The organism is Variovorax sp. SPNA7 (assembly GCF_033807855.1).
In the GTDB taxonomy this organism is placed as follows: domain Bacteria; phylum Pseudomonadota; class Gammaproteobacteria; order Burkholderiales; family Burkholderiaceae_C; genus Variovorax; species Variovorax beijingensis.
The window spans coordinates 327,150-350,839 of the sequence record NZ_CP138513.1 but is presented as its reverse complement, the minus strand read 5'-3'; the positions used below and the strand labels follow the sequence as shown (position 1 = coordinate 350,839).

22 protein-coding genes are annotated in these 23,690 nt (G+C 68.5%); 15 read left to right on the top strand and 7 right to left on the bottom strand.

What is annotated here, in order from left to right; translation table 11 throughout:
• Positions 1-12: 12 nt before the first annotated feature.
• Complete coding sequence (locus RZE77_RS01580) at positions 13-1,089, top strand: ABC transporter substrate-binding protein (RefSeq protein WP_319440397.1); 1,077 nt, start codon at positions 13-15, stop codon at positions 1,087-1,089.
• 310 nt (positions 1,090-1,399) lie between these two features.
• Here RZE77_RS01580 and RZE77_RS01575 read toward each other — a convergent pair whose 3' ends face one another.
• Entirely contained in the window at positions 1,400-3,028 is a 1,629-nt protein-coding gene (locus tag RZE77_RS01575) for a GMC family oxidoreductase (protein WP_319440396.1), read from the bottom strand.
• A 138-nt stretch (positions 3,029-3,166) separates the two neighbouring features.
• Between RZE77_RS01575 and RZE77_RS01570 the strand changes: the two genes are divergently transcribed.
• The 6 genes from RZE77_RS01570 (at position 3,167) to RZE77_RS01545 (ending at position 8,141) form a co-directional block, all read left to right on the top strand.
• Positions 3,167-4,069: a LysR family transcriptional regulator gene (locus RZE77_RS01570; protein WP_319440395.1), complete on the top strand. Its 903-nt coding sequence runs from the start codon at positions 3,167-3,169 to the stop codon at positions 4,067-4,069.
• Between the two features lie 148 nt (positions 4,070-4,217).
• Complete coding sequence (locus tag RZE77_RS01565; RefSeq protein ID WP_319440394.1) at positions 4,218-5,384, top strand: MlaE family ABC transporter permease; 1,167 nt, start codon at positions 4,218-4,220, stop codon at positions 5,382-5,384.
• On the top strand, positions 5,381-6,202 hold the full coding sequence (locus RZE77_RS01560) for an ABC transporter ATP-binding protein (protein ID WP_319440393.1): 822 nt from the start codon (positions 5,381-5,383) through the stop codon (positions 6,200-6,202). The genes RZE77_RS01565 and RZE77_RS01560 overlap by 4 nt, the downstream gene beginning before the upstream one ends.
• A 14-nt stretch (positions 6,203-6,216) precedes the next feature.
• A complete protein-coding gene (locus RZE77_RS01555; protein WP_319440392.1) occupies positions 6,217-7,188 on the top strand; it encodes an MlaD family protein in 972 nt (323 codons plus the stop codon).
• A gap of 14 nt (positions 7,189-7,202) precedes the next feature.
• Positions 7,203-7,874 carry an ABC-type transport auxiliary lipoprotein family protein gene (locus RZE77_RS01550; protein ID WP_405546821.1) on the top strand — a complete coding sequence of 224 codons (672 nt, stop codon included), beginning with the start codon at positions 7,203-7,205 and terminating at the stop codon, positions 7,872-7,874.
• A gap of 45 nt (positions 7,875-7,919) precedes the next feature.
• On the top strand, positions 7,920-8,141 hold the full coding sequence (locus tag RZE77_RS01545) for a hypothetical protein (protein WP_021005054.1): 222 nt from the start codon (positions 7,920-7,922) through the stop codon (positions 8,139-8,141).
• A gap of 10 nt (positions 8,142-8,151) precedes the next feature.
• On the opposite strand, the gene RZE77_RS01540 is transcribed toward RZE77_RS01545, so the two are convergent.
• The gene (locus RZE77_RS01540; RefSeq protein ID WP_319440390.1) at positions 8,152-8,901 is read right to left on the bottom strand and encodes an SIR2 family NAD-dependent protein deacylase; all 750 of its coding nucleotides are present in this window, start codon (positions 8,899-8,901) and stop codon (positions 8,152-8,154) included.
• Positions 8,898-9,761, bottom strand: a complete 864-nt coding sequence (locus RZE77_RS01535; protein WP_319440389.1) for an IclR family transcriptional regulator — start codon at positions 9,759-9,761, stop codon at positions 8,898-8,900. The genes RZE77_RS01540 and RZE77_RS01535 overlap by 4 nt, the downstream gene beginning before the upstream one ends.
• Before the next feature lie 144 nt (positions 9,762-9,905).
• On the opposite strand from RZE77_RS01535, the gene RZE77_RS01530 reads away from it, so the two are divergent.
• Genes RZE77_RS01530 through fahA form a run of 5 tightly spaced genes read left to right on the top strand, consistent with a single transcriptional unit; the run spans position 9,906 to position 15,408 of the window.
• The gene (locus RZE77_RS01530) at positions 9,906-10,865 is read left to right on the top strand and encodes an MBL fold metallo-hydrolase (protein WP_319440388.1); all 960 of its coding nucleotides are present in this window, start codon (positions 9,906-9,908) and stop codon (positions 10,863-10,865) included.
• Positions 10,866-10,899: 34 nt separating this feature from the next.
• Positions 10,900-12,537 carry an FAD-dependent oxidoreductase gene (locus tag RZE77_RS01525; RefSeq protein WP_319440387.1) on the top strand — a complete coding sequence of 546 codons (1,638 nt, stop codon included), beginning with the start codon at positions 10,900-10,902 and terminating at the stop codon, positions 12,535-12,537.
• An 8-nt stretch (positions 12,538-12,545) separates the two neighbouring features.
• A complete protein-coding gene (locus RZE77_RS01520; protein WP_319440386.1) occupies positions 12,546-12,746 on the top strand; it encodes a DUF2783 domain-containing protein in 201 nt (66 codons plus the stop codon).
• Positions 12,747-12,788: 42 nt separating this feature from the next.
• The gene (gene hmgA, locus RZE77_RS01515) at positions 12,789-14,102 is read left to right on the top strand and encodes a homogentisate 1,2-dioxygenase (RefSeq protein ID WP_319440385.1); all 1,314 of its coding nucleotides are present in this window, start codon (positions 12,789-12,791) and stop codon (positions 14,100-14,102) included.
• Positions 14,103-14,130: 28 nt separating this feature from the next.
• Positions 14,131-15,408, top strand: a complete 1,278-nt coding sequence (fahA, locus tag RZE77_RS01510) for a fumarylacetoacetase (protein WP_319440384.1) — start codon at positions 14,131-14,133, stop codon at positions 15,406-15,408.
• 38 nt (positions 15,409-15,446) lie between these two features.
• Here the strand turns inward: fahA and mrdA are convergent, their stop codons facing one another.
• From mrdA to RZE77_RS01490, 4 genes are all read right to left on the bottom strand, one after another.
• The gene (gene mrdA, locus RZE77_RS01505) at positions 15,447-17,414 is read right to left on the bottom strand and encodes a penicillin-binding protein 2 (protein ID WP_319440383.1); all 1,968 of its coding nucleotides are present in this window, start codon (positions 17,412-17,414) and stop codon (positions 15,447-15,449) included.
• Between the two features lie 68 nt (positions 17,415-17,482).
• Positions 17,483-18,004 (bottom strand): rod shape-determining protein MreD, encoded by a 522-nt coding sequence (gene mreD / locus RZE77_RS01500; RefSeq protein ID WP_124958383.1) that lies wholly within the window; start codon positions 18,002-18,004, stop codon positions 17,483-17,485.
• A complete protein-coding gene (gene mreC / locus RZE77_RS01495) occupies positions 18,001-18,984 on the bottom strand; it encodes a rod shape-determining protein MreC (RefSeq protein WP_319440382.1) in 984 nt (327 codons plus the stop codon). Before mreC ends, mreD begins: the two co-directional genes overlap by 4 nt.
• Before the next feature lie 171 nt (positions 18,985-19,155).
• Positions 19,156-20,199 carry a rod shape-determining protein gene (locus tag RZE77_RS01490; RefSeq protein ID WP_007833435.1) on the bottom strand — a complete coding sequence of 348 codons (1,044 nt, stop codon included), beginning with the start codon at positions 20,197-20,199 and terminating at the stop codon, positions 19,156-19,158.
• A 214-nt stretch (positions 20,200-20,413) separates the two neighbouring features.
• Between RZE77_RS01490 and gatC the strand changes: the two genes are divergently transcribed.
• Genes gatC through gatB form a run of 3 tightly spaced genes read left to right on the top strand, consistent with a single transcriptional unit; the run spans position 20,414 to position 23,689 of the window.
• A complete protein-coding gene (gene gatC, locus RZE77_RS01485) occupies positions 20,414-20,713 on the top strand; it encodes an Asp-tRNA(Asn)/Glu-tRNA(Gln) amidotransferase subunit GatC (RefSeq protein ID WP_319440381.1) in 300 nt (99 codons plus the stop codon).
• Positions 20,710-22,197: an Asp-tRNA(Asn)/Glu-tRNA(Gln) amidotransferase subunit GatA gene (gene gatA / locus RZE77_RS01480; protein WP_319440380.1), complete on the top strand. Its 1,488-nt coding sequence runs from the start codon at positions 20,710-20,712 to the stop codon at positions 22,195-22,197. Before gatC ends, gatA begins: the two co-directional genes overlap by 4 nt.
• A gap of 1 nt (position 22,198) precedes the next feature.
• Entirely contained in the window at positions 22,199-23,689 is a 1,491-nt protein-coding gene (gene gatB / locus RZE77_RS01475) for an Asp-tRNA(Asn)/Glu-tRNA(Gln) amidotransferase subunit GatB (RefSeq protein WP_319440379.1), read from the top strand.
• The last annotated feature ends 1 nt before the right edge of the window (position 23,690 follow it).

Genomic DNA, 23,690 nt, shown 5'->3' with positions numbered 1-23,690 from the left:
AAGGAAAACACCATGTCCCGTTTCCAGAAGATTTGTTCTTTCTTCTCTCTTCGCCGGACCGTGACCGGTGCGGCGGCGGTGGCCGCGCTCGCGGCCGGCGGCGCGGCCGGTGCGCAGACCAAGACGCTCTACATCGGCATGAACGGCGGCACCATGGAGAAGGCATACACGCAGTACGTGTTCCCGGCCTTCGAGAAGCTCCACGGCGCCAAGGTGGTGGTGGTGCCGGGCACTTCGTCCGACATCCTCGCGAAGGCGCAGGCCAACAAGGACCGCCCGCAGATGCACGTGATGTTCCTGGACGACGGCATCATGGTGCGCGCCATCGGCATGGGCCTGTGCCAGAAGCAGCGGCCCAATCCGTCGCTGGCCGAGATCTACCCGGCCGCGCGCTTCAAGGACGACATGGCCAGCGGCGTGAGCCTGGGCATGACGGGCCTGGCCTACAACGCGAAGATGTTCAAGGACAAGGGCTGGGCGGCGCCCACCTCGTGGATGGACCTGGCCGATCCCAAGTACAAGGGCAAGGTGGTGTTCCAGTCGATGTCGTCATCGTCCTTCGGGCTGCACGGCTTTTTGATGTTCAACCGCATCCAGGGCGGCAACGACAAGAACGTGGAACCCGGCTTCAAGGCCTGGCCCACCACCATCGGCCCGAACGTGCTGGAGTACATCCCGAGCTCGGCCAAGCTGTCGGAGATGGTGCAGACCGGCGAGGCCGCGATCTTCCCGCTCACGCCCACCGCGGTGGCCGCGCTCAAGACCAAGGGCATCCCGGTGGAGTACGCACCGCCGAAGGAAGGCGCGGTGGTGCTGATGGTGGGCCAGTGCGTGATTGCGAACAACAGCGAACCCGAGCTGTCGCAAAAGCTCGCCGAGTTCCTGCTGAGCCCGCTGGCCCAGGCCAACGTGCTTCAGTACGGCGCGCAGATTCCCACCAACCCCAAGGCTCCGGCGGTGGGCGATGGCGTGAAGCAGGTGGCCGACATCAACCAATGGATGAAGACGGCGGTCACCATCGACTGGGATAGCATCAATGCGAATCGTCCTGCTTGGAATGCGCGTTGGAACAAGACTGTCGAGAAGTAATTCAAAGACGGGGACGTTCAGGGCGCGCTCCCGCCGACGGGGTACCTTGCTCCGCGAATGTCCCCCGCGCTTCGCGCTCCTCCTTTATTTCGCTGCGCAAGGCACCCCATCAGCGGGAGCGTTGGACAGAGCAGTCGTTGATCAGCGATACACCAGCAGCGTGCCCCATGCACAGAGCATCGGGTGCTCCCCGCAGCGAAATCAAGGAGGAGGCCGCAGGCCGGGGGACATTCGCGGAGGGGAGTACCCGGTGATCTGTGCACGCGCCCTGAACAACAGCGCCAAGAACAAACGCCCCGAAGAACGCGCCTCAGCCGTTCGCCTCCAGAATCCACCCCGCAGCCTTCTCGGCCATCATCAAGGTAGGGCTGTTGGTATTGCCGCTCGTGATGGTCGGCATCGCGCCCGCATCGACCACGCGCAGCCCCTGCACGCCGCGCACGCGCAGCTTCGAATCGAGCACCGCCATCGGGTCGCCGTCCGCACCCATCTTGGTCGTGCCGACCGGATGGAAGATCGTGGTCGCGATGTCGCCGGCCAGGCGCGCCAAGTCTTCGTCGCTCTGGTATTGAACGCCGGGCTTCCATTCCTCCGGCTTGTACTTGGCAAGCGCCGGCTGCGAGGCGATGCGGCGCGTCACGCGCAGCGAATCGGCCGCCACCTTGCGGTCTTCGTCGGTGCTCAGGTAGTTGGGCGCGATCGCGGGTGCATCCTGGAAGCGCGGGCTCTTGATGCGCACGCTGCCGCGACTCGTGGGGTTGAGGTTGCACACGCTCGCGGTAAAGGCCGGAAAGCTGTGCAGCGGATCGCCGAAGGCGTCGAGCGACAGCGGCTGCACGTGGTATTCGAGATTCGGCCACTCATGCTCGGGCGAACTGCGCGTGAAGGCGCCCAGCTGCGACGGCGCCATGCTCATCGGCCCGCTGCGCTTCATCAGGTATTCGAGGCCGATTTTCGCCTTGCCGTACATCGAGGAGGCCAGCACGTTGAGCGTGGGCGCGCCGTTGATCTTGTAGACCGCGCGGATCTGCAGGTGGTCCTGCAGGTTGGCGCCGACGCCGGGTGCGTCGATCACCACGTCGATGCCGTGCTGGCGCAGCAGATCGGCCGGGCCGATGCCCGAGAGCTGCAGGATCTGCGGCGAGCCGATGCTGCCGGCGCACAGCACCACCTCGCGCGTGGCATGGGCGGTGACCAGCTCGTGGCCGTCCCACACCTGCACGCCGGTGCAGCGCCGGCTGCCGTCGGGCTGGGTCTCGACGATCAGCCTGGTCACATGCGCATTGACCCACATCTCGAAATTGGGCCGGCCGTAGCAGACCGGCCGCAGGAACGCCTTGGCCGTGTTCCAGCGCCAGCCGTTCTTCTGGTTGACCTGGAAGTAGCCGACGCCTTCGTTGCTGCCGCGGTTGAAATCGGTGCTGTGCGGCACGCCGGCCTGCACCGCGGCCTCGGCAAAGGCGTCGAGGATGTCCCAGCGCAGGCGCTGCTTCTCCACCCGCCATTCGCCGCCGGCGCCATGCAGCTCGTCGGCGCCGAGGTAGTAGTCCTCGTGCTTCTTGAAATCGGGCAGCACGTTCTGCCAGCGCCAGGCATCGTCGCCCGTGAGCTGCGCCCACTGGTCGTAGTCGCGCGACTGGCCGCGCATGTAGATCATGCCGTTGATGCTGGAGCAGCCGCCCAGCGTCTTGCCGCGCGGATAGCGCAGCACGCGCCCGTTGAGGCCGGCGTCGGGCTCGGTGCTGTAGAGCCAGTCGGTGCGCGGATTGCCGATGCAGTACAGGTAGCCCACCGGAATGTGGATCCAGTGGTAGTCGTCCTTGCGGCCGGCCTCGATCAGCAGCGTGCGCTGCTGCGATTTGCGGGTCAGCCGGTTGCACATCAATGCGCCGGCCGTGCCGCCGCCGATGACGATGTAGTCGAATGTGTTGTCGCTCATGGCGCTGGCTTGTCTCCGAGGGTCAACGGTATTTATTGTGCTCATGGGCCCGGCGAAGGGCTTCGGCGCGCAGTTTCTCCCAAGCCATGCGCAAAAAGCCAATGATTTCGCAGCGATTGGCATATAAATCGTCCTTATATGACTGCCGCCGCCTTGGACCTCCAGATTCTGCGTGCCTTCGTGCTGGCGGCGCGCGAGGGCAATGTGTCGCGCGCGGCCGAACGGCTGCACCTGACGCAGCCGGCGGTGAGCCTGCAGCTCAAGCGCCTGGCGGAGGAAACCGGGCTGCAGCTCTTCACGCGCACGCCGCACGGGCTGGCGCTCACGGCCGACGGCGCCGCGCTGCTGCCGCAGGCCGAGCGCGTGCTCGCGGCCGTGGGCGACCTGCAGCAGGCCGCGCGCAACCTGCAGGGCACGGTGCGCGGGGCGCTGCGCATCGGCACCATCCTCGATGCGGAGTTCACCCGGCTCGGCATGTTCCTGCGCGAGCTGGTGGAATCAGCCCCGCAGATCGAGACCGAACTGCGCCACGGCATGAGCGGCACGGTGCTGGCCCAGGTGCTGCGCGGCGAGCTCGACGTGGGTTTCCACCTCGACACAGACGGCGATGCCGCCGCGCCGGCGCCGCTCGCGGCGCGCACGCTCACGCGCTTCACCTACCGCGTGGTCGCGCCCGCGGGCTGGGGCCCGCAGGTGCTGGGCCGCGACTGGAAGGCGCTGGCCGCGCTGCCCTGGCTGGCCACGCCGCCCGAGTCGGCGCACCACCGGCTGCTGGAAAAAGTGTTCGGCCCGCTCGGGCTGTCGCCGCGCCGCGTGGCGCTGGTCGACCAGGAGGCCTCGATGCTCGACCTGCTGAAATCGGGCGTGGGCCTGAGCCTGCTGCGCGATTCGATCGCCATCCGCGAAAGCCAGTCGCACGGCCTCGTGATGGCTGACCGCGTGCAGCTGGACTGCGCACTGCGCTTCGTCTCGCTGGCGGCGCGGCGCAACGAGCCGGTGATCGCGAGTGCATGGAACGCGCTCGCGCGGGCCTGGAATTGAGCGGAAAAGGGTTACGAATGACCGGCGAAACGGCGTTCCGCCCTACGCGAAGCGGCGCCGGTGCGCACCGGGAATGTCGATTCATCCGGTTACGATGCGCCCTTCCGGACCGCCTCTTTCTTCTTACTTCGCCCTCCATCGCCGCATCATGCCCATAGCAACCCCGACTGCCGACGCATCCGACGCCGACAGCGTGTTGCCGCGCATCGACGAACGCGAGCAGGACGGCCGCCGCTGGACCGTGGCCAGCGGCCGCTGGACCACGCTGGCCATGTCGTCGCGCAGCGCATGGCAGGCGCTTTCCAGGGACCTGGCGGGCGCGCCGCCGGCCGAAGACCGCGCCTGGGACCTGCGCCCCATCGAGCAGCTCGACCATATCGGCGCGCAGCTGCTCTGGGACCACTGGCGCCACGGCTGGCCGGCCACGCTCGAGATGTCGCCGCAGCACAAGGCGGTGCTCGACCAGGTGGCGCAGTACACCGTGGGCACGCCCGAGGAGCCACCGCCCACGCTGGCCGAGCGGCTGCGGCATTTCTCGCACACCGGCGCGCGCGGGCTGGAGGTCGCGCGCGACTTCGTGGGGCTGATCGGCCAGCTCGCGCTCGACGCCGGCACGCTGCTGCGCGCGCCGCACCGCGCGCCCTGGCGCGATTTCTCGGGGCACCTCTACCAGTTCGGCGCCACCGCGCTGCACATCACGGCGCTGGTCGGGCTCTTGATCGGCGTGGTGCTGGCCTACCTGATCTCGCAGCAGCTGCGCCAGTACGGCGCCGAGGCCTTCGTGGTCAACATCCTCGGGCTGTCGCTGATCCGCGAACTCGGGCCGGTGCTGGCGGCAGTGCTGATCGCAGGGCGCTCGGGCTCGGCCATCACGGCGCAGATCGGCGTGATGCGCGTGACCGAAGAGCTCGACGCGATGCGCGTGATGGGCATTCCGCACGGCTTCAGGCTGGTGATGCCGCGCGTGCTGGCGCTGGCCATCGCGATGCCGCTGATCAGCCTCTGGACCTCGATGGCGGCGCTCCTGGGCGGCATGCTCGCGGCCGACGCCGCGCTCGACATTTCGCCGGCCTACTTCCTGTCGGCGCTGCCGCGCGCGGTGCCGATTGCCAACCTCTGGCTCGCGCTCGCGAAGTCGGCGGTGTTCGGCATTTTGATTGCGCTGATCGGCTGCTACTTCGGCATGAAGGTCAAGCCCAACACCGAGAGCCTGGGCCGCGGCACCACCTCGTCGGTGGTGACCTCGATCACCGCGGTGATCCTGGTCGACGCGCTGTTCGCGGTGCTGTTCAAGGGCGTGGGGTTTCGCGCATGAGCGATTCTTCAAACACCGTCGTCGACATCCACAAGCTCTGGACGGTGTTCAAGAGCGCCGACGGCGAGGTCGTGGTGCACCGCGACCTCGAACTGCGCATCGAGCGCGGCGAGGTGCTGTCGCTGGTGGGCGGCTCGGGCACCGGCAAGACGGTGCTGCTGCGCCAGATCCTCGGGCTCGAAAAGCCGACCAAGGGCACGGTCGAGGTTCTGGGCCGGGCGCCGGGCGAGCTCAGCGCCAAGGGCGCGGCCAACGTCGGCATGCTGTTCCAGCACGGCGCGCTGTTCTCGGCCTTCAGCGTGCTCGAGAACATTGCCTTCCCGCTGCGCGAGCTCAAGCTGCTGCCCGACGAGCTGATCCGCAACGCGGCGCTGGTGAAGCTGCAGATGGTGGGCCTGGAGCCGCGGCATGCCAACATGAGCCCGGCGGACCTCTCGGGCGGCATGATCAAGCGCGTGGCGCTGGCGCGGGCGCTCATCATGGACCCGCCGCTGCTGCTGCTGGACGAACCCACCGCGGGCCTGGACCCCGAGGCCTCCGACAGCTTCTGCGACCTGCTGCGCGGCCTGCACCGCGAACTGGGCCTGACGGTGGTGATGGTCACGCACGACCTGGACACCCTGTTCGACCTGAGCACCCGCATCGCGGTGCTGGCCGACCACAAGGTCATCGTCAGCGGCTCGGCGCGCGAGGTGATCGCCTATCCGCATCCGTTCATCCACGAATATTTCCTGGGCGGGCGCGGCCAGCGCGCCCTGGAGGCCCTGCATGACAAACCCGCCAAAGCCCCGCCGCCATCCGCCGGCGCGGCCCGTTGAAAGGTAGCCACACCATGGAAAACAAAGCCCATGCCATCGCCGCCGGCGCCTTCGTGCTCGGCCTCATCGCCGTGCTCGTGGGGCTGGTGGTCTGGTTCACGCGCGACAGCACCGTGCGCAACATCTACGAACTCTCCACGCGCGACCCGGTCAGCGGGCTGCAGCCGCAGGCCATGGTGCGCTACCGCGGCATCGCGGTCGGCAAGGTGACCTCGATCGACTTCGACCCCAAGACGAAGGGCAACGTGCGCGTGCGCATCACGGTCGACCAGCGCGTGCCGCTCACCACCTCGAGCTTTGCCACGCTGAGCTACCAGGGTGTGACCGGCCTGGCCTTCATCGCGCTGGACGACAAGGGCGAATCGAGCGTGGCGCTCGCGCCCAACAACGAGGATCCGCCGCGCATTCCGCTCAAGCCCTCGATGCTGGCACAGCTGCAGGACCGCGGCGAAGCCATCATCAACCAGGTCGACGAGGCGACGAAGCGCGCCAACCAGCTGCTGGGCGACGACAACCAGAAGCGCGCGGCCGAGGCGCTGGAGAACATCGCGGCGGCCTCGGCCAGCGCCAACACGCTGCTCAAGCAGCTCGACAGCACGGTGAAGACCGGGCTGAACCCGGCGCTCGCGGCGCTGCCGAACACGCTCTCGTCGGTGAAGACGGCCGCCGGCGACGTCTCGCGCGTGGCCAACAACTTCAACACCACCGTGGGCCGGCTCAACGCGCCCGACGGCCCGATCGAGCGGCTCAGCGATGGCACCAAGGCGCTGGCGCAGTCGGTCGATTCGTTCAACGCCGCCACGCTGCCGCGCGTGAACCGCGTGGCCGACGACACCTCGCGCGCGGTGCGCCGGCTCGGCCGCGCGGCCGACAGCATCAACGACAACCCGCAGTCGCTGCTGTTCGGCAACGGCGGCACCGCCGCGGGGCCCGGCGAGCCCGGTTTTTCCGCGCCGCCCGCCACCCATTCGCTGGCACGTCCCTGAACCTGATGATGACCATGAAGAACGCCATTCACCTCCATCCGCGCCGGGCCGCCTGCGCCGGCCTCGCGCTGCTGGTGCTGCTGCTCGCCGGCTGCGGCGCGCTGCCCGACAAGCCCGCGCGCGCCACGCTGTACGACTTCGGGCCCGGGCCGGCTGCATCGGCCGCGGCCGCCAGCCCGGCCGCAGCCGCATTGCCCACGCTCGCGCTGGCCGAGATCGAGAGCAACACGCGGCTCGACGGCACGCAGATCCTCTACCGGCTCGGCTATGCCGATGCCAACGAACTGCGTCCCTACGGGCAGTCGCGCTGGAGCCTGCCGCCGGCGCAACTGCTGCGCCAGCGGCTGCGCGACGCACTCGCCGAGCGGCGTACCGTGCTCGGCCCCGAAGAAGCCGCGACCATCGCGCGCGCCGAGGGCAAGGTGCCCGACACGCTGCGCATCTCGCTCGACGAATTCAGCCACTATTTCGAATCGGCCGGCAGCAGCGTCGGCCTGGTGCGCATGCGCGCCACGCTGATCCGCGGCACCACGGGCGGCGACCGCGTGCTGGGCCAGCGCAGCTTCACCGTGCGCCGCCCCGCGCCAAGCGCCGATGCAGCGGGCGGCGTCAAGGCGCTGGCCGCGGCCACCGACACGGCGGTGGCCGAGATCGTGCAGTGGGTGGACCAGCAGCCGCGGCAGTAAGCTCGGCTCGACACGCTTTTTTCCATCAACGGAGGAGACCCCACCATGAACGCCACACGCATCATCGGCATCCTGCTCGTCGTCGCAGGCATCGCGGGCCTCGGGCTCGGCGGCTTCAGCTTCACGAAGGAAACGCACCAGGCCAAGCTGGGGCCGCTGGAGTTCTCGGTGAAGGAAAAGCAGCAGGTCAACTTCCCGGCCTGGGCCAGCGTGGCCGCCATCGTGGTGGGCGGGGCGCTGGTGCTGCTGGGGGGCAAGAAAGGCTGAGCGCGAGCGCTCAGCCGCCGATCCCCGCCAGCAACTGCGGCAGCAGAACCTCCGCCGCGCCGCGCAGGACCACCGCGGCCGCCGCGTCCAGCTGCGGCAGCGGCTCCATGTTGAGCGTGACCAGCCGGGCGCCACGCGATATCGCCAGCTGGGGCAGCTCGGCCGCCGGATAGACCACCGCCGTGCTGCCGACCACCATGAACACGTCCGATTCCTGCGCCGCCACCTGCGCGTCGTGCAGCACGCCGTGGTTCAGCATCTCGCCGAACATCACGACATCGGGCCGGGCGCGCGAGGCGCAACGCATGCAGCGATGAAAGGGCCAGGGTCCGCGGCGGTTGCCGCAGTGGTCGCAGCGCCAGCGGCGCAGCGAGCCGTGCAGCTCGAGCACGTCCAGCCCGCCTGCGATCGAGAGCAGCCCGTCGACGTTCTGCGTGATGAGGCGCGTGGCGGGGCGCAGCCGCTGCAGCTGCGCGAGCGCCGTGTGGCCGGGGTTCGGCTGCGCGGCCTCGACGGTGGAAAGCCGCCGGGCCCAGAAGCGGGTGAAGCCCTTGGGGTCGCGCTGCAGGTCTTCGGCGTGGGAGAACTGCAGCGCGTTCTGGTTCATCCAGAGGCCGTCGGCGTCGCGGTAGGTCGGAATGCCCGAAGCCCTGGACAGCCCCGCGCCGGACAGCACGGCGATGCGCCGGGCGGCGCCCAGCAGGGCGATGGCGGATTCGACGGGCGATGTGGAAGAGGAAGCGGTGCCCAGGCTGCTCATGGATCCAGGGGTGCGGAAGCCTTTCTTCCGGCAGACGTTGCGCCCAGCCGCGCGGACACAGTGCCCGCGCAGGCCTTGAGCGCGCGTGCGATTTCGCCGTCCCAGGCGGTGTCGAAGATGGCGGCCGGGCCGATGGCCGTGACCGACAGCACGATGGCGCCCGTGTGGTCGAACACCGGCGCCGCCATGGCGCTCACGCCCTCGATCACCTCGCCCTCCGAGCGGCTGATGCCGTGCGCGCGCACTTCCTGCAGCTGGCGCTCGAATTCGCTCCACGAAGGCAGCGGCGGCTGCGGCGGCATGCCGGCCGCGGGTGGTTCTTCGCCGGCCTTGCGCTGCTTCTGCCGCTGGCGCTCGGCGTCGAGCAGCTGCCGCACCGCATCGGCCGCCAGGTAGGCGGCGAAGACCCGGCCCGAGGCCGTGTTGGTGAGCGAGAACACCGTGCCGTGCCGCATGTTCACGTGCACCGGCGACGGCGACTCGGCCGTGCGCACGATGGTGGCGCCGCGCGCGCCCCAGACCGCGAGCGCCACCGTGTGGCCGATGCGCTGCGCCACCTCGGCGATCAGCGGCGTCGCAATGTGCACGGGGTCTGCCTGCTGCAGGCTGATGAGCCCCAGTTGCAAGGCCAGCGGCCCGAGCAGATAGTGGCCGCTGGCGCGGTCCTGCTCGATCAGGCCGAGCCGCCCGAAGCTCACCATGTAGGGATGGGCCTTGGCGGCCGTCATGTCGGCTTCGCGCGCCAGGTCTTTCAGCGCCATCGGCCGGCCGTGGTGCACCAGCGCGCGCAGCAGCTGGCCACCCACTTCGATGCTCTGGATGCCGCGCTGGGCGGCGCGGTCGGTGTCATTGGCTGCCATGGCCCGCCTTGGCGTCTGGTTGTTCGTTCATGAAGAAGGGATTAGACATGAACTGATCTCGGGCTTACACTCCAGGAATTCGTTAACCGCGAATTCATTTGCTTTAGACGAATCAAATTTCGATCCACCCGACGGAGACACACGATGAGCCAAGCCAAGAAGTTCGCCAGCCAGGCCGACATGGAAGAAAAGAAGATCACCTTCAGCCAGATCTCGGCGCACGCCTGGGCCTACACGGCCGAGGGCGACCCCAACACCGGCATCGTGATCGGCGACGATTGCGTGCTGGTGGCCGACACCCAGGCCACGCCCGCCATGGCGGCCGACGTGGTGCGCCGCATCCGCGAGGTGACCGACAAGCCCATCAGGTACGTGGTGCTCACGCACTACCACGCGGTGCGCGTGCTGGGCGCGGCCGGCTACGGTGCCGAGCACATCCTGGCCAGCGAGGACACGCGCGACCTGATCGTGGAGCGCGGCGAGGCCGACAAGGCCAGCGAGATCGGCCGCTTCCCGCGCCTGTTCCAGAACGTCGAGACGGTGCCGCCGGGCCTGACCTGGCCCACCATGACCTTCACCGGCAAGATGACCTTGTGGCTCGGCAAGCTCGAGGTGCAGCTGATCCAGCTGGGCCGCGGCCACACCAAGGGCGACACCGTCGTCTGGCTGCCCGAGGAGCGCACGCTGCTGTCGGGCGACCTGGTCGAGTTCGGCGCCACGCCGTACGCCGGCGACGCCTACTTCCAGGACTGGCCGCAGACGCTGGACAACATCGCCGCGCTCAAGCCCGCCGCGCTGGTGCCGGGCCGCGGCGCCGCGCTCACCACGTCGGCCGAAGTGGCCGAGGGCCTGCGCGGCACGCGCGACTTCATCTCCGACGTGTACGCCAGCGTGCAGGAAGGCGTGAAGGCCGGGCGCGACCTGAACACCGTCTACAAGGACACCTACGCGAAGCTCAAGCCCAAGTACAGCCAGTGGGTGATCTTCGACCACTGCATGCCCTTCGACGTGAGCCGCGCGTACGACGAGGCCTCGGGCCACGCCGACCCGCGCGTGTGGACGGCCGAGCGCGACATCGAGATGTGGAAGGCGCTGGAAGGCTGATCGCGCGGAACGGCAGAAGACACGGAGACAAGACGTGATCGACTATCAAAGCCTGCGCTTCGACTACAAGCGCCACGCCGACCAGGACGCGGCCACGCCCGCCCGCCACCCCGTGGTGGTCGTCGGCGCCGGCCCGGTCGGCCTCGCGCTCGCCATCGACCTGGCGCTGCGCGAGGTTCCCGTGGTGCTGCTCGACAACGACAACACCCTGTCCAGCGGCTCGCGCGCGATCTGCTTCGCCAAACGCACGCTCGAGGTGTTCGACCGCCTCGGCTGCGGCGACCGCATGGTCGACAAGGGCGTGTCGTGGCACGTGGGCAAGGTGTTCTTCCACGACGAGCAGGTCTACCGCTTCGACCTGCTGCCCGAGCCCGGCCACGAGCGCCCCGCCTTCATCAACCTGCAGCAGTACTACGTCGAGGGCTACCTCGTGGAGCGCGCCGTCACGCTGCCGCTGATCGACCTGCGCTGGAACCACAAGGTCACGGGCATCGAGCCGCGCGAAGACGGCGCGCTGCTCACCATCGAAACGCCCGAGGGCGAGTACCGGCTGTCGGCCGGCTACGTCGCCGCCTGCGACGGCTCGCGCTCCAACCTGCGGCAGCTGATGGGCCTCGAAGCCAAGGGCCGCGTGTTCCGCGATCGCTTCCTGATCGCCGACATCACGATGGACGCCGACCTGCCGACGGAGCGGCGCTTCTGGTTCGATCCGCCGTTCCACCCAGGCCAGAGCGTGCTGCTGCACAAGCAGGCCGACGGCATGTGGCGCGTCGACTTCCAGCTCGGCTGGGACGCCGACCCGGTGCAGGAGCGCAAGCCCGAGAACATCACGCCGCGCGTGCGCGCGCTGCTCGACAGCATCGGCTTCGAGGGCGTGCAGTTCCAGATCGGCTGGGCCAGCGTCTACACCTTTGCCTGCCAGCGCATGGAGCGCTTCCGCCATGGCCGCGTGCTGTTCGCGGGCGACTCGGCGCACGGCGTGTCGCCCTTCGGCGCGCGCGGTGCCAACTCGGGCGTGCAGGACGCCGACAACCTCGCCTGGAAGCTCGCGGCTGTGCTCAAGCGCGAGGCGCCCGACGCGCTGCTCGACAGCTATGCGAGCGAGCGCGAATACGCAGCCGACGAGAACATCCGCCATTCCACGCGCGCCACCGACTTCATCACGCCCAAGAGCGAAGTGAGCCGGCTGTTCCGCGACGCGGTGCTGGAGCTCACCAAGCGCCACGCCTTCGCGCGCACGCTGGTCAACAGCGGACGGCTCTCGTTGCCCGCGGTGCTGCGCGATTCGCCGCTCAACACGCCCGATTCCGATGTGTTTGCGGGTGCGATGGTGCCCGGTGCCGCGGCGGCCGATGCGCCCATCGTGCGCGCCGACGGCAGCAGCGGCTGGCTGCTGCGCGAATGCCATGTGGCGCAGTTCACGGCGCTGCTGTTCGGCACGGGCGAGGCGGCCGAGCGCAGCCTGCAGGCGCTGAAGGCCTGCGACCTTCCGCTGCACGTGGTGCGCGTGGAAGGTGCGACGCCCGCAGGCGAACTCGCCACGCAGCGCTACGACGCGCAGCCCGGCACCGTCTACCTGCTGCGGCCCGACCAGCACGTGTGCGCGCGCTGGCGGCAACCCACGGCAGAAAACATCCGCGCAGCCATCGGCCGCGCACTGGCCAAGGCATGAGGACCACCATGCAACAGCAACAACAACTGATCACCGCCCCGAATCTCGAAGCGCCCGACGATTTCTACGAGGCGCTGATCGAGGCGCACCAGGGGCTTTCCACCGAGGAGAGCCATGCCTTCAACGCGCGGCTCGTGCTGGTGCTGGCCAACCACATCGGCTCGCTGGCCGTGCTGCGCGAGGCCTTCGAGGCCGCGCGCGGCAGCTGAACACGGGCCGGCTCATCGCCCTGATTTTCGAAAGAGAGCACCATGACCAACCCAACCGCCCCTACCGAACGGCGCTACCAGAGCGGCTTCGGCAACGAGTACGCCTCCGAAGCCGTCGCCGGCGCCCTGCCGCAGGGCCGCAACAATCCGCAGCGCGCACCCTTCGACCTCTACACCGAGCTGCTCTCGGGCACCGCCTTCACCGCGCCGCGCCACGAGAACCGCCGCACCTGGCTGTATCGCCGCCAGCCTTCGGTGGTCTCGGGCCGCTACCAGCCATATGCGCAGGCGCACTGGACCACCGGCGCCGACCGCGAGATCGCGCTGCCGCCCGAGCCGCTGCGCTGGCATCCGATGCCGCTCGACGCCGGCGCGGCCGAAGCCGACTTCATCGACGGCATGCACACGGTCGCGGCCAACGGCGATGCCGAATCGCAGGTCGGCATCGGCTCGCTCATGTACCTGGCGGGCCGCTCGATGGAGCACCGCGCCTTCGTCAACGCCGACGGCGAGATGCTGGTGGTGCCGCAGCAGGGCCGCCTCGTGATCACCACCGAGCTCGGCGTGCTCGACGTGAAGCCCGGCGAAATCGCGCTGCTGCCGCGCGGCATGGCCTTCAAGGTGGCCTTGCCCGACGGGCTCTCGCGCGGCTACGTCTGCGAGAACTACGGCGCGCAATTCCGCCTGCCCGAACTGGGCCCGATCGGCTCCAACGGCCTGGCCAACGCGCGCGACTTCCAGGCCCCCGTAGCGGCCTTCGAGGAAGACGGCGGCGCCTACGAACTCATCAAGAAATTCGGCGGCCGTTTCTGGAAGGCGCCGGCCAAGCAGTCGCCTTTCAACGTGGTCGCCTGGCACGGCAACCTGGCGCCGGTGAAGTACGACACGGCCAATTTCATGGTGATCGGCTCCATCAGCTTCGACCACCCCGATCCGTCGATCTTCACCGTGCTGACTTCGCCGAGCGACACGCCCGGCACTGCGAACTGCGATTTCGTGATCTTCCCGCCGCGCTGGATGGTGATGGAAAACACCTTCCGTCCGCCATGGTTCCATCGCAACCTCATGAGCGAATTCATGGGCCTGGTGCTCGGCGAGTACGACGCCAAGCCGGGCGGCTTCAAGCCCGGCGGCGCGAGCCTGCACAACTGCATGGTGCCGCACGGCCCCGACGAGGAGGCCTTCGACAAGGCCACGCATGCCGACCTCAAGCCGCACAAGCTGGACAACACGCTGGCCTTCATGTTCGAGAGCCGCTACCGCTTCATTCCGACGAACTTCGCGCTCAAGAGCCCTGCGCTCGACACCGACTACGCCGATTGCTGGGCCGGTCTCCAGGACCAGTTCAAGCCCTGACCGCCGACTCAAATAAAGAAAGACATCCATGACCATCGCACTGAACGCCACCCATGACCCGAAGCTGCGCAGCTGGGTCGCCTCCGCCAACCAAGCCGGCTGCGACTTCCCGATCCAGAACCTGCCTTTCGGCCGCTTCCGCACGGCGGGCAGCAGCAGCGAGGCTTTCCGCATCGGCGTGGCCATCGGCGACCAGGTGCTCGACCTGAAGGCTGCCGGCCTCGTCGACAGCGACGACATGAATGCGCTGATGAACGCGAGCGTGAAGGAAGGCCAGGCCCTGCGTGCGGCAATCTCCGCGGGCCTGGCCGAAGGCAGCAGCCAGCAGCCCGCATGGTCCAGGGCGCTGCTGCCGCAATCGAAGGCCGAAATGACCGTGCCCTGCCGCATCGGCGACTACACCGACTTCTACACCGGCATCCACCACGCCACCACCATCGGCAAACTGTTCCGCCCCGACCAGCCGCTGATGCCCAACTACAAGTGGGTGCCGATCGGCTACCACGGCCGCGCCTCGTCCATCGGCGTGAGCGGGCAGGCCTTCAAGCGCCCGCAGGGCCAGACCAGGGCGCCCGATGCCGCCGAGCCCGGCTTCGGTCCCTCGAAGCGGCTCGACTACGAACTGGAGCTGGGCTTCTTCGTCGGCCGCGGCAACACGCTCGGCGAGCCGATTGCGATCGCCGAGGCCGAAGACCACCTGTTCGGCGTGGCGCTGCTCAACGACTGGTCGGCGCGCGATATCCAGGCCTGGGAGTACCAGCCGCTCGGCCCCTTCCTTTCGAAGAACTTCGCGAGCACGCTGTCGCCGTGGATCGTGACGATGGAAGCGCTGGCGCCGTTCCGCGCCCGCTTCGAGCGGCCCGCGGGAGATCCGCAGCCGCTCGCGTACCTCGACGCGCCCTCGAACCGCGAAGGCGGCGCGCTCGACATCACGCTCGAAGTGCTGCTGCAGACCGCGAAGATGCGCGCCGAGGGCTTGGCGCCTGCGCGCCTCACGCGCGGCAACACCACCGAGGCCGCTTACTGGACCGCCGCGCAGCTGGTCGCGCACCACACGGTGAACGGCTGCAACCTGCAGCCTGGCGACCTGCTGGGCTCGGGCACGCTGTCGGGCCCCAAGCCCGACGAGGCCGGCTCGCTGATCGAGCTCACGCAGGGCGGCAAGCAGCCGATCACGCTGCCCAATGGCGAGAAGCGCACCTTCCTCGAGGACGGCGACACGCTGGTGATCCGCGGCTATTGCGAGCGCGCGGGCGCGGTGCGCATCGGGCTGGGCGAGGTCAGCGGAACGGTGACTGGGGCTTGAGGTGTTGTTCCCTCTCCCGGAGGGAGAGGGAGCAAGACTCAGGGTGCTGTTGCGGCAGAGGCCGCTGCCGGCCACGCCACTTCACTCGCCACGCGCGGCTTGCCGATCGGCGCCGTGGCCTTGCCGATCCTGACGGCCGCCATGTCGGCTTCGCTCGGATACTGGTCCATCAGCCAGTAGTCGAACACGCGGCGCGCAATGGGCGCCGCCGCGCCCGCGCCCCAGCCGGCGTTCTCGACGATCACCGCCAGCGCGATCTTCGGATCGGTGGCCGGGGCGAAGGCCATGAACAGAGCGTGGTCGCGCTGGTGCTCCTCGAGCGCCTTGGCGTTGTACTTGGTGTTCTGCGCCTGCGTCACGGCCTGCGCAGTGCCGGTCTTGCCCGCCGCCTGGTAGCCCGCGCCGGCGAACACGCCGCGCGCGGTGCCGCTGCTGACCACGCTGGTCAGGCCCTCGCGGATCACCGCGATGTTGGCCGCGGTGTAGCCCAGGTTCTCGGCCGGCGGCTGGGGCAGCGGCACCACCTGCCCGCTCACGGTGTTGCGCGTGGCCAGCACGAGGTGCGGCTTGCGCTTCAAGCCACCGTCGGCCACGATGGCCGTGGCCTGTGCGAGCTGCAACATCGTGAAGGTGTTGTAGCCCTGCCCGATGCCCAGCGAAATGGTCTCGCCCGCATACCACTTCTTCTGCTCGGGCCGCCGGTAGGCGTTGCGCTTCCACTCGGTGCTCGGCAGCACGCCGCGCACCTCGCCGCCCAGGTCGATGCCGGTGATCTGGCCGAAGCCCAGCGGCTTCATGAAGTCGTGGATCAGGTCCACGCCCATTTCGTTGGCCAGCGAGTAGTAGTAGATGTTGCTCGACAGCTGGATCGAGCGGCGCATGTCGACGCCGCCGATGTTGCCTTCGGGGCTGCCGAAGCGGTGGCCGCCGAAGTTGAAGTAGCCGGGATCGTTCACCACCACGTTCGGGCCGCGCTTGCCGGTCTGCAGCGCCGCCAGCGCCATGAAGGGCTTGTAGGTGGAGCCGGGCGGATAGGTACCGCGCAGCGCGCGGTTCAGGAGCGGCTTGTCGAGCGACTCGGTCAGCGCCTGCCAGCTCTCGGTGTCGATGCCTTCGACGAACAGGTTGGGGTCGAAGGTGGGCTTGCTCACGAAGGCCAGCACCTCGCCGGTCTTGGGGTCGATGGCCACCAGCGCGCCGCGGCGGTCCCCGAACATGTCTTCCACCAGCTTCTGCAGCTTGATGTCGAGCGACAGCATCACGGTGTTGCCGGGCGTGGCCGGGTGGCTGGCGAGCCGGCGCACCGCGCGGCCGCCGGCCGAGGTTTCCATCTGCTCGACGCCGGTCTGGCCGTGCAGCGTCTTCTCGTAGCTCTGCTCGATGCCGAGCTTGCCGATGTAGTCGGTGCCCTTGTAGTTGGCCTGGTCTTCCTCGGCCCAGTCTTCCATCGCGGTCTTCTCGCGCTGGTTGATGCGGCCGATGTAGCCGAGCACGTGCGAAGCCAGTTCGGCGTGCGGGTAGTTGCGGAACAGCCGGGCCTTGATCTCCACGCCCGGGAAACGGTAGCGCTGCGCGGCGAAGCGCGCGACTTCCTCGTCGCTCAGGCGGGTACGGATCGGAATGGAATCGAAGCTGCGCGAGTCTTCGCGCAGGCGCTTGAAGCGGCGGCGGTCGCGCGGCGAGACCTCGAGCACCTGGGTCAGGCTCTCGATGGTCTCCTCGACGTCGCCCACCTTCGAAGGCGTGATCTCCAGCGTGTAGGCCGAATAGTTGGAGGCCAGCACGATGCCGTTGCGGTCGAGGATCAGGCCGCGGTTGGGCACCACGGGCACGATGGCCGTGCGGTTGCTCTCGGCCTGCTCCGCCAGGTCTTCGTGCCGCACCACCTGCAGGTAGAACAGGCGGGCGCCGAGCAGGCCGAAGGCGAAGAGCACCACGAGGCCGATCACGATCACGCGGCGCTTGAAGCGCGCGAGATCGGCAGCGACGTTGCGGATTTCGGTCATGGCGGCGGAAGTGCGAGCTTAGGCGCGGGCCGTTGCCATGGCAACCGCGGGCCTGGTGAGCGACGAGCTCATAGCGGCCGGTTCTCGTCGGGATCCGGCGTGCGCAGCTGGGGCGCGAGCAGCAAGGCGGTGGCCAGCGGCCACAGCGCAGCCTCCACGGCCGGCGAGATCAGCACGCTCCAGCCCGGAAACACGCCGCCGCCGACCATCCGCGTGATCACCTCGATGAGCTGCGACAGCGCAAAGAGCGGCAGCACCTGCAGCGCCTGCGAGGCCACCGGATACCAGAGCAGGCGCCGGTGGATGGTGATCGCGAAGAAGCCCAGCGTGGTGTAGGACAGCGCATGCTGGCCCAGCATGGAGGCCTGGTGCACGTCCATGCACAGCCCGAAGACGAAGGCCGCGCCGATGCCCACGCGCATCGGCTGGTGCACGCCCCAGAACACGATGGCCAGCGCGAGCAGGTCGGGCATCCAGGCGGCGCGGCCGATCGGGATCATGTTGATGAGCAGCGCCACCACCAGGCTCGCCCACATGAACAGCGGGCTCACGGGCAGCAGGAGTTGCTGTTGTCCTGGACGCTTGATCATCGGGCGCGCTCCGCGGCTTTCTTGTTGTCGGCCTTGTCGGCGGCCTTGTCCGCCTTGCCGGCTGGCCTGGCCTCGGGCTTCTTGCGCACCGCGGCCGCGGGCGCTGCGGGCGGTGGCGCCGAGGGTGCGCCGGTGGGCGCGAGCACCAGCACGTAGCGCGCGGCGGTCACATGGGCCAGCGGCACGCAGTAGATGCGCGCAAAGGCCGAATCGGCCCGGCGCTCGATGCGCTCGATCTTCGCCACCGGCAGGCCGGGCGGATAGACGCCGTCGACGCCGCTGGTGGACAGCAGGTCGCCCTCCTGCAGGTCGGCATTGGCGGCCATGAAGCGCAGCTCGAGTCCGCCGCCATGCGCCGACGCGTCGCCGAAGGCCACGCTGCGCACGCCGGTGCGGGTGTTCTGCACGGGAATGGAAAGATCGCGGTCGATCACCAGCGTGACCTCGCTCGTGAACGGCTGCACCTGCGTCACCTGTCCCAGCACGCCGTGCGCGTCGATCACGGGGGAGCCGGCGGCCACGCCCTGCGTGAGCCCCTGGTCGATGACGATCTTGCGCGTGTAGGGGTCGGCCGCGTCGTACAGCACCTCGGCCGCGCGGCCCGGCGCCTGGGTGGTCTCGCGCAGTTCGAGCAGCGCGCGCAGCCGCGCGTTGTCCTGCGCGAGCGTGTCGGCCTGGCTCGCGCGCTCGGCCTGCAGCATGAGCGCCTTGCGGGCCTCGTCCTCGTTGCGCTGGGCCGTCTGCAGGTCTTCGAAATAGCGGCTGCCGCCCATCACCATCTGCACCGGCTTGAGCGCCAGCCACTGCACCGGGTAGAGCACCGCGCCGACGGCCGCGCGCAGCGGCTGAACCAGATGGAAGCGCGCATCGGCCACCATCAGGAACAGCGAGAGCGCGCCGAAGAAGATCAGCTTGCTGAGTGCCGACTGCCCCTGGTTGAACAGGGGTGGGGCTGTGCGATCGAGCGTGCCCAAGGGCATGGATTCGGCCTAGTTATCACCGCGCTTTGCGCGAGTCACGACACGTGAAAGTAACACACCGCCATTCGCCGGAATACCGCGGAACCGGCTTTGCCGGGCCGCTGGTATTGCCCCCTGCAAGGGGGTTGGCGCAGCGACACGAAGTGCGCGAAGCCTGGGGGTGTGCGTCAGTTACTCGCTCGTGAAGATGCTGCCCAGGCGGTCCATGCGTTCCAGCGCAATGCCGCAACCGCGCACCACGCAGGTCAGCGGATCTTCGGCCACCAGCACCGGCAGGCCGGTTTCCTCGGCCAGCAGGCGGTCCAGGTCGCGCAGCAGCGCGCCGCCGCCGGTCAGCATCATGCCGCGCTCGGCGATGTCGGCGCCCAGTTCGGGCGGCGTCTGCTCCAGCGCGTTCTTCACGGCCGAGACGATGTTGTTGAGCGGATCGGTCAGGGCCTCCAGCACTTCGTTGCTGCTGATCGTGAAGCTGCGCGGCACGCCTTCGGAGAGGTTGCGGCCCTTGACTTCCATCTCCTTGACCTCGGAGCCCGGGAAGGCCGAGCCGATGTTCTTCTTGATGACTTCGGCCGTCGGCTCGCCGATCAGCATGCCGTAGTTGCGGCGGATGTAGTTGATGATGGCTTCGTCGAAGCGGTCGCCGCCCACGCGCACCGAGCCCTTGTAGACCATGCCGCCCAGGCTGATGACGCCCACTTCGGTGGTGCCGCCGCCGATGTCGACCACCATCGAGCCCGAGGCCTCGCTGACGGGCAGGCCGGCGCCGATGGCCGCGGCCATGGGTTCCTCGATCAGGTAGACGGAAGTGGCGCCAGCCGCTTCGGCCGCGTCCTTGATGGCGCGGCGCTCGACCTGGGTCGAGCCGCAGGGCACGCAGATGATGATGCGCGGGCTCGGCGTGAGCAGCGTGCGCGGGTGCACCATCTTGATGAACTGCTTGATCATCTGCTCGGTGATCACGAAGTCGGCAATCACGCCGTCCTTCATCGGGCGGATGGCCTCGATGTTGCCGGGCACCTTGCCCAGCATGGCCTTGGCCTCGCGGCCGACGGCCTGGATCACCTTCTTGCCGTGGGGGCCGCCTTCATGGCGGATGGCGACGACCGAGGGTTCGTCCAGCACGATGCCCTTGTTGCGAGCGAAGATCAGGGTGTTGGCGGTGCCGAGGTCGATCGCCAGGTCGGTGGAAAAGTACCGACGGAAAGCTCCAAACATGTGCGGAATCCTCTGGAGCACGCCTGCGCGTCGGCAGGTCGTCGCTCTGTTTTTTGGGTCGTATGACGGGGTGAATTGATCGTTTTTGGCGCAAAAGCCGGCGCGTTCGCGGGGGTTGCGGCAAAGGCGGGATAATACCCGAATCCCCTCTGAATCCCGTGTTAGCACCCTCTCCGGCGTGCGATTACTTCCGGTTTTTCGACCGGTCCGACCCATGTCACTTTCCGCTTCAGATATTGCACGCATCGCCTCCCTGGCGCGGCTGCAGCTTGCTTCCGACGAAAGCGAGCGCATGCTCAGCCAGATCAACGGCTTTTTTGACCTGGTCGAGCGCATGCGTTCGGTCGACACCGCCGGGGTGGAGCCGCTGGCCCATCCGGTGGCGGCCGTGGAGGACGTCACGCTGCGCCTGCGCGACGACGTGGCGAGCGAGCCCGACAACCGGGAAGCCAACCAGAAGAGCGCCCCGGCCGTCGAAGCCGGCCTGTTCCTCGTGCCGAAAGTGATCGAATGAGCGGCGAATTGCATCAAATGGGGGTGGTCGCCCTGGCCAAGGCCCTGGCCGACCGCAAGGTTTCTGCCGTCGAGGCCTCGCAGGTCTTCCTGGGCCGCATGAAGGCCCACGAATCGCTCGGCACCTTCGTCGACGTGAACGAGGAAGTCACGCTGGCCCAGGCCCGCGCGGCCGACGCGCTCATTGCCAAGGGCAACGCGCCCGCACTGGCCGGCGTGCCGATCGCGCACAAGGACATCTTCGTCACCACCGATTTCGCCACCACCGCCGGCTCCAGGATGCTCGCGGGCTACCGCTCGCCCTTCGATGCCACCGTGGTCAAGCGCCTGGCCGAGGCCGGCGCGGTCACGCTGGGCAAGCTCAGCTGCGACGAATTCGCGATGGGCTCGGCCAACGAGAACGTCGCCGTGCCCGCCGTGGGCCACGACAAGGCCGTGCCGGTGCAGAACCCGTGGAACCGCGAGCGCATTCCGGGTGGCTCCTCGGGCGCCAGCGCCGCGGCCGTGGCGGCGCGCCTCGCGCCTGCGGCCACCGGCACCGACACCGGCGGCTCGATCCGCCAGCCGGCCTCGTTCTGCGGCATCACCGGCATCAAGCCGACCTACGGCCGCGCCTCGCGCTACGGCATGGTGGCCTTCGCATCGAGCCTCGACCAGGCCGGCCCGATGGCCCGCTCGGCCGAGGACTGCGCGCTGCTGCTGTCGGCCTTCTGCGGCCCCGACCTGGACCGCGACTCGACCTCGCTCGACAAGCCCGCCGAAGACTTCGGCCGCTCGCTGAACGGTTCGCTCGAAGGCCTGCGCATCGGCGTGCCGAAGGAGTTCTTCGGCGAAGGCGTGGCGCCCAGCGTGCGCGCGGCCATCGATGCGGCGCTCGCGCAGTACGAGAAGCTCGGCGCCAGACGCGTCGAAGTCACGCTGCCGCTCACCGAACTCTCGATTCCCGTGTACTACATCCTGGCCGCGGCTGAAGCCTCGAGCAACCTGAGCCGCTTCGACGGCGTCAAGTTCGGCCACCGCGCCAAGCAGTACAAGGACCTGGCCGACATGTACGAGCGCACGCGCGCCGAAGGTTTCGGTGACGAGGTCAAGCGCCGCATCATGATCGGCACCTACGTGCTTTCGCACGGCTACTACGACGCCTACTACCTGCAGGCGCAGAAGGTGCGCCGCATGATCGCCGACGATTTCCAGCAGGCCTTCAGGCAGTGCGACGTGATCGCCGGCCCGGCCGCGCCGACCACCGCCTGGAAGATCGGCGAGCACGGCGGCGATCCGGTGGCCGACTACCTGGCCGACATCTTCACGCTGCCCGCCTCGCTGGCCGGCCTGCCGGGCATGAGCGTGCCCGCGGGCTTCGATTCCGGCATGCCCGTCGGTTTGCAGCTGATCGGCAACTACTTCGGCGAAGCGAAGCTGCTGAACGCAGCCCACCGCTTCCAGCAAGCCACCGACTGGCACATGCGCACGCCGGAGGGCTTTTGAAATGAGCGAACCCGTGAACACTTTCGAAGCACAGCAAGAAGGCCGCCCGACCGGCCCGCTGGTGCGCGGCTATGAAGTCATCATCGGCTTCGAGACGCATGCGCAACTCTCGACCGCGAGCAAGATCTTCAGCCGCGCCTCCACCGCCTTCGGCGCCGAGCCCAACACGCAGGCCTGCGCGGTCGACCTCGCGCTGCCCGGCACGCTGCCCGTGATGAACAAGGGCGCGGTCGAACGCGCCATCAAGCTGGGCCTCGCGCTCGGCTCGCACATTGCGCCGCGCAGCGTGTTCGCGCGCAAGAACTACTTCTACCCCGACCTGCCCAAGGGCTACCAGATCAGCCAGTACGAGATCCCGGTGGTGCAGGGCGGCTCCGTCTCGTTCTTCCTCGGCGAAGAAAAGAAGACCGTGCGCCTGGTGCGCGCCCACCTCGAGGAAGACGCGGGCAAGTCGCTGCACGAGAACTTCATCGGCCAGAGCGGCATCGACCTGAACCGCGCCGGCACGCCGCTCCTGGAGATCGTGACCGAGCCCGACATGCGCTCCACCGCCGAGGCCGTGGCCTATGCGCGCGAGCTGCACAAGATCGTCACCTGGATCGGCATCTGCGACGGCAACATGCAGGAAGGGAGCTTCCGCTGCGACGCCAACGTGTCGGTGCGCAAGCCCGGCGAGAAGCTCGGCACGCGGCGCGAGATCAAGAACCTGAACAGCTTCAAGTTCATGCAGCAGGCGATCGACTACGAGATCAACTCGCAGATCAACGAGCTGGAAGACGGCCGCAAGATCGAGCAGGCCACCGTGCTGTTCGACCCCGACACCGGCGAGACGCGCACCATGCGCACCAAGGAAGACGCGGCCGACTACCGCTACTTTCCCGACCCCGACCTGCCGCCGCTGGCCATCGAGGCCGAGTGGATCGAACGCGTGCGCGCCACCATGCCCGAGCTGCCGCGCGCCATGGCCGAGCGCTATGTGCGCGACCACGGCATGTCCGAATACGACGCGGCGCAGCTCACGCAGAGCCCGGCGCTCGCGCGCTATTTCGACGACGCGGTGAAGGCCGGCGCGACGCCCAAGCTCGCGAGCAACTGGATCACCGGCGAAATGGCGCGCCGCCTGAACGCGCAGGAGATCGGCATCGAGGCCGCGCCCGTCACGGCGCAGCAGCTGGCGCAACTGGTCGGGCGCATTGCCGACGGCACGCTGCCCAACAACGCCGCGCGCCAGGTGTTCGACGCGCTCTGGACCGGCGAAGGCAGCGATGTCGACGCCATCATCGAGGCCAAGGACCTGAAGCCCATGAGCGACACCGGTGCGCTCGACAAGATCCTGGACGAAGTGATCGCAAAGAACGCGAAGAACGTCGAGGAATACCGCGGCGGCAAGGAAAAGGCGCTCAACGGCCTCGTGGGCCAGGTGATGAAGGCCAGTGGTGGCAAGGCGAACCCGGCGCAGGTGACCGAGCTGCTCAAGGCAAAGCTGGGCTGAC

Coding starts and splice junctions, on each gene's coding strand:
- RZE77_RS01580 (WP_319440397.1), top strand. CDS start 13: ATGTCCCGTTTCCAGAAGATTTGTTCTTTCTTCTCTCTTCGCCGGACC.
- RZE77_RS01575 (WP_319440396.1), bottom strand. CDS start 3,028: ATGAGCGACAACACATTCGACTACATCGTCATCGGCGGCGGCACGGCC.
- RZE77_RS01570 (WP_319440395.1), top strand. CDS start 3,167: ATGACTGCCGCCGCCTTGGACCTCCAGATTCTGCGTGCCTTCGTGCTG.
- RZE77_RS01565 (WP_319440394.1), top strand. CDS start 4,218: ATGCCCATAGCAACCCCGACTGCCGACGCATCCGACGCCGACAGCGTG.
- RZE77_RS01560 (WP_319440393.1), top strand. CDS start 5,381: ATGAGCGATTCTTCAAACACCGTCGTCGACATCCACAAGCTCTGGACG.
- RZE77_RS01555 (WP_319440392.1), top strand. CDS start 6,217: ATGGAAAACAAAGCCCATGCCATCGCCGCCGGCGCCTTCGTGCTCGGC.
- RZE77_RS01550 (WP_405546821.1), top strand. CDS start 7,203: ATGAAGAACGCCATTCACCTCCATCCGCGCCGGGCCGCCTGCGCCGGC.
- RZE77_RS01545 (WP_021005054.1), top strand. CDS start 7,920: ATGAACGCCACACGCATCATCGGCATCCTGCTCGTCGTCGCAGGCATC.
- RZE77_RS01540 (WP_319440390.1), bottom strand. CDS start 8,901: ATGAGCAGCCTGGGCACCGCTTCCTCTTCCACATCGCCCGTCGAATCC.
- RZE77_RS01535 (WP_319440389.1), bottom strand. CDS start 9,761: ATGGCAGCCAATGACACCGACCGCGCCGCCCAGCGCGGCATCCAGAGC.
- RZE77_RS01530 (WP_319440388.1), top strand. CDS start 9,906: ATGAGCCAAGCCAAGAAGTTCGCCAGCCAGGCCGACATGGAAGAAAAG.
- RZE77_RS01520 (WP_319440386.1), top strand. CDS start 12,546: ATGCAACAGCAACAACAACTGATCACCGCCCCGAATCTCGAAGCGCCC.
- hmgA (WP_319440385.1), top strand. CDS start 12,789: ATGACCAACCCAACCGCCCCTACCGAACGGCGCTACCAGAGCGGCTTC.
- fahA (WP_319440384.1), top strand. CDS start 14,131: ATGACCATCGCACTGAACGCCACCCATGACCCGAAGCTGCGCAGCTGG.
- mrdA (WP_319440383.1), bottom strand. CDS start 17,414: ATGACCGAAATCCGCAACGTCGCTGCCGATCTCGCGCGCTTCAAGCGC.
- mreD (WP_124958383.1), bottom strand. CDS start 18,004: ATGATCAAGCGTCCAGGACAACAGCAACTCCTGCTGCCCGTGAGCCCG.
- mreC (WP_319440382.1), bottom strand. CDS start 18,984: ATGCCCTTGGGCACGCTCGATCGCACAGCCCCACCCCTGTTCAACCAG.
- RZE77_RS01490 (WP_007833435.1), bottom strand. CDS start 20,199: ATGTTTGGAGCTTTCCGTCGGTACTTTTCCACCGACCTGGCGATCGAC.
- gatC (WP_319440381.1), top strand. CDS start 20,414: ATGTCACTTTCCGCTTCAGATATTGCACGCATCGCCTCCCTGGCGCGG.
- gatA (WP_319440380.1), top strand. CDS start 20,710: ATGAGCGGCGAATTGCATCAAATGGGGGTGGTCGCCCTGGCCAAGGCC.
- gatB (WP_319440379.1), top strand. CDS start 22,199: ATGAGCGAACCCGTGAACACTTTCGAAGCACAGCAAGAAGGCCGCCCG.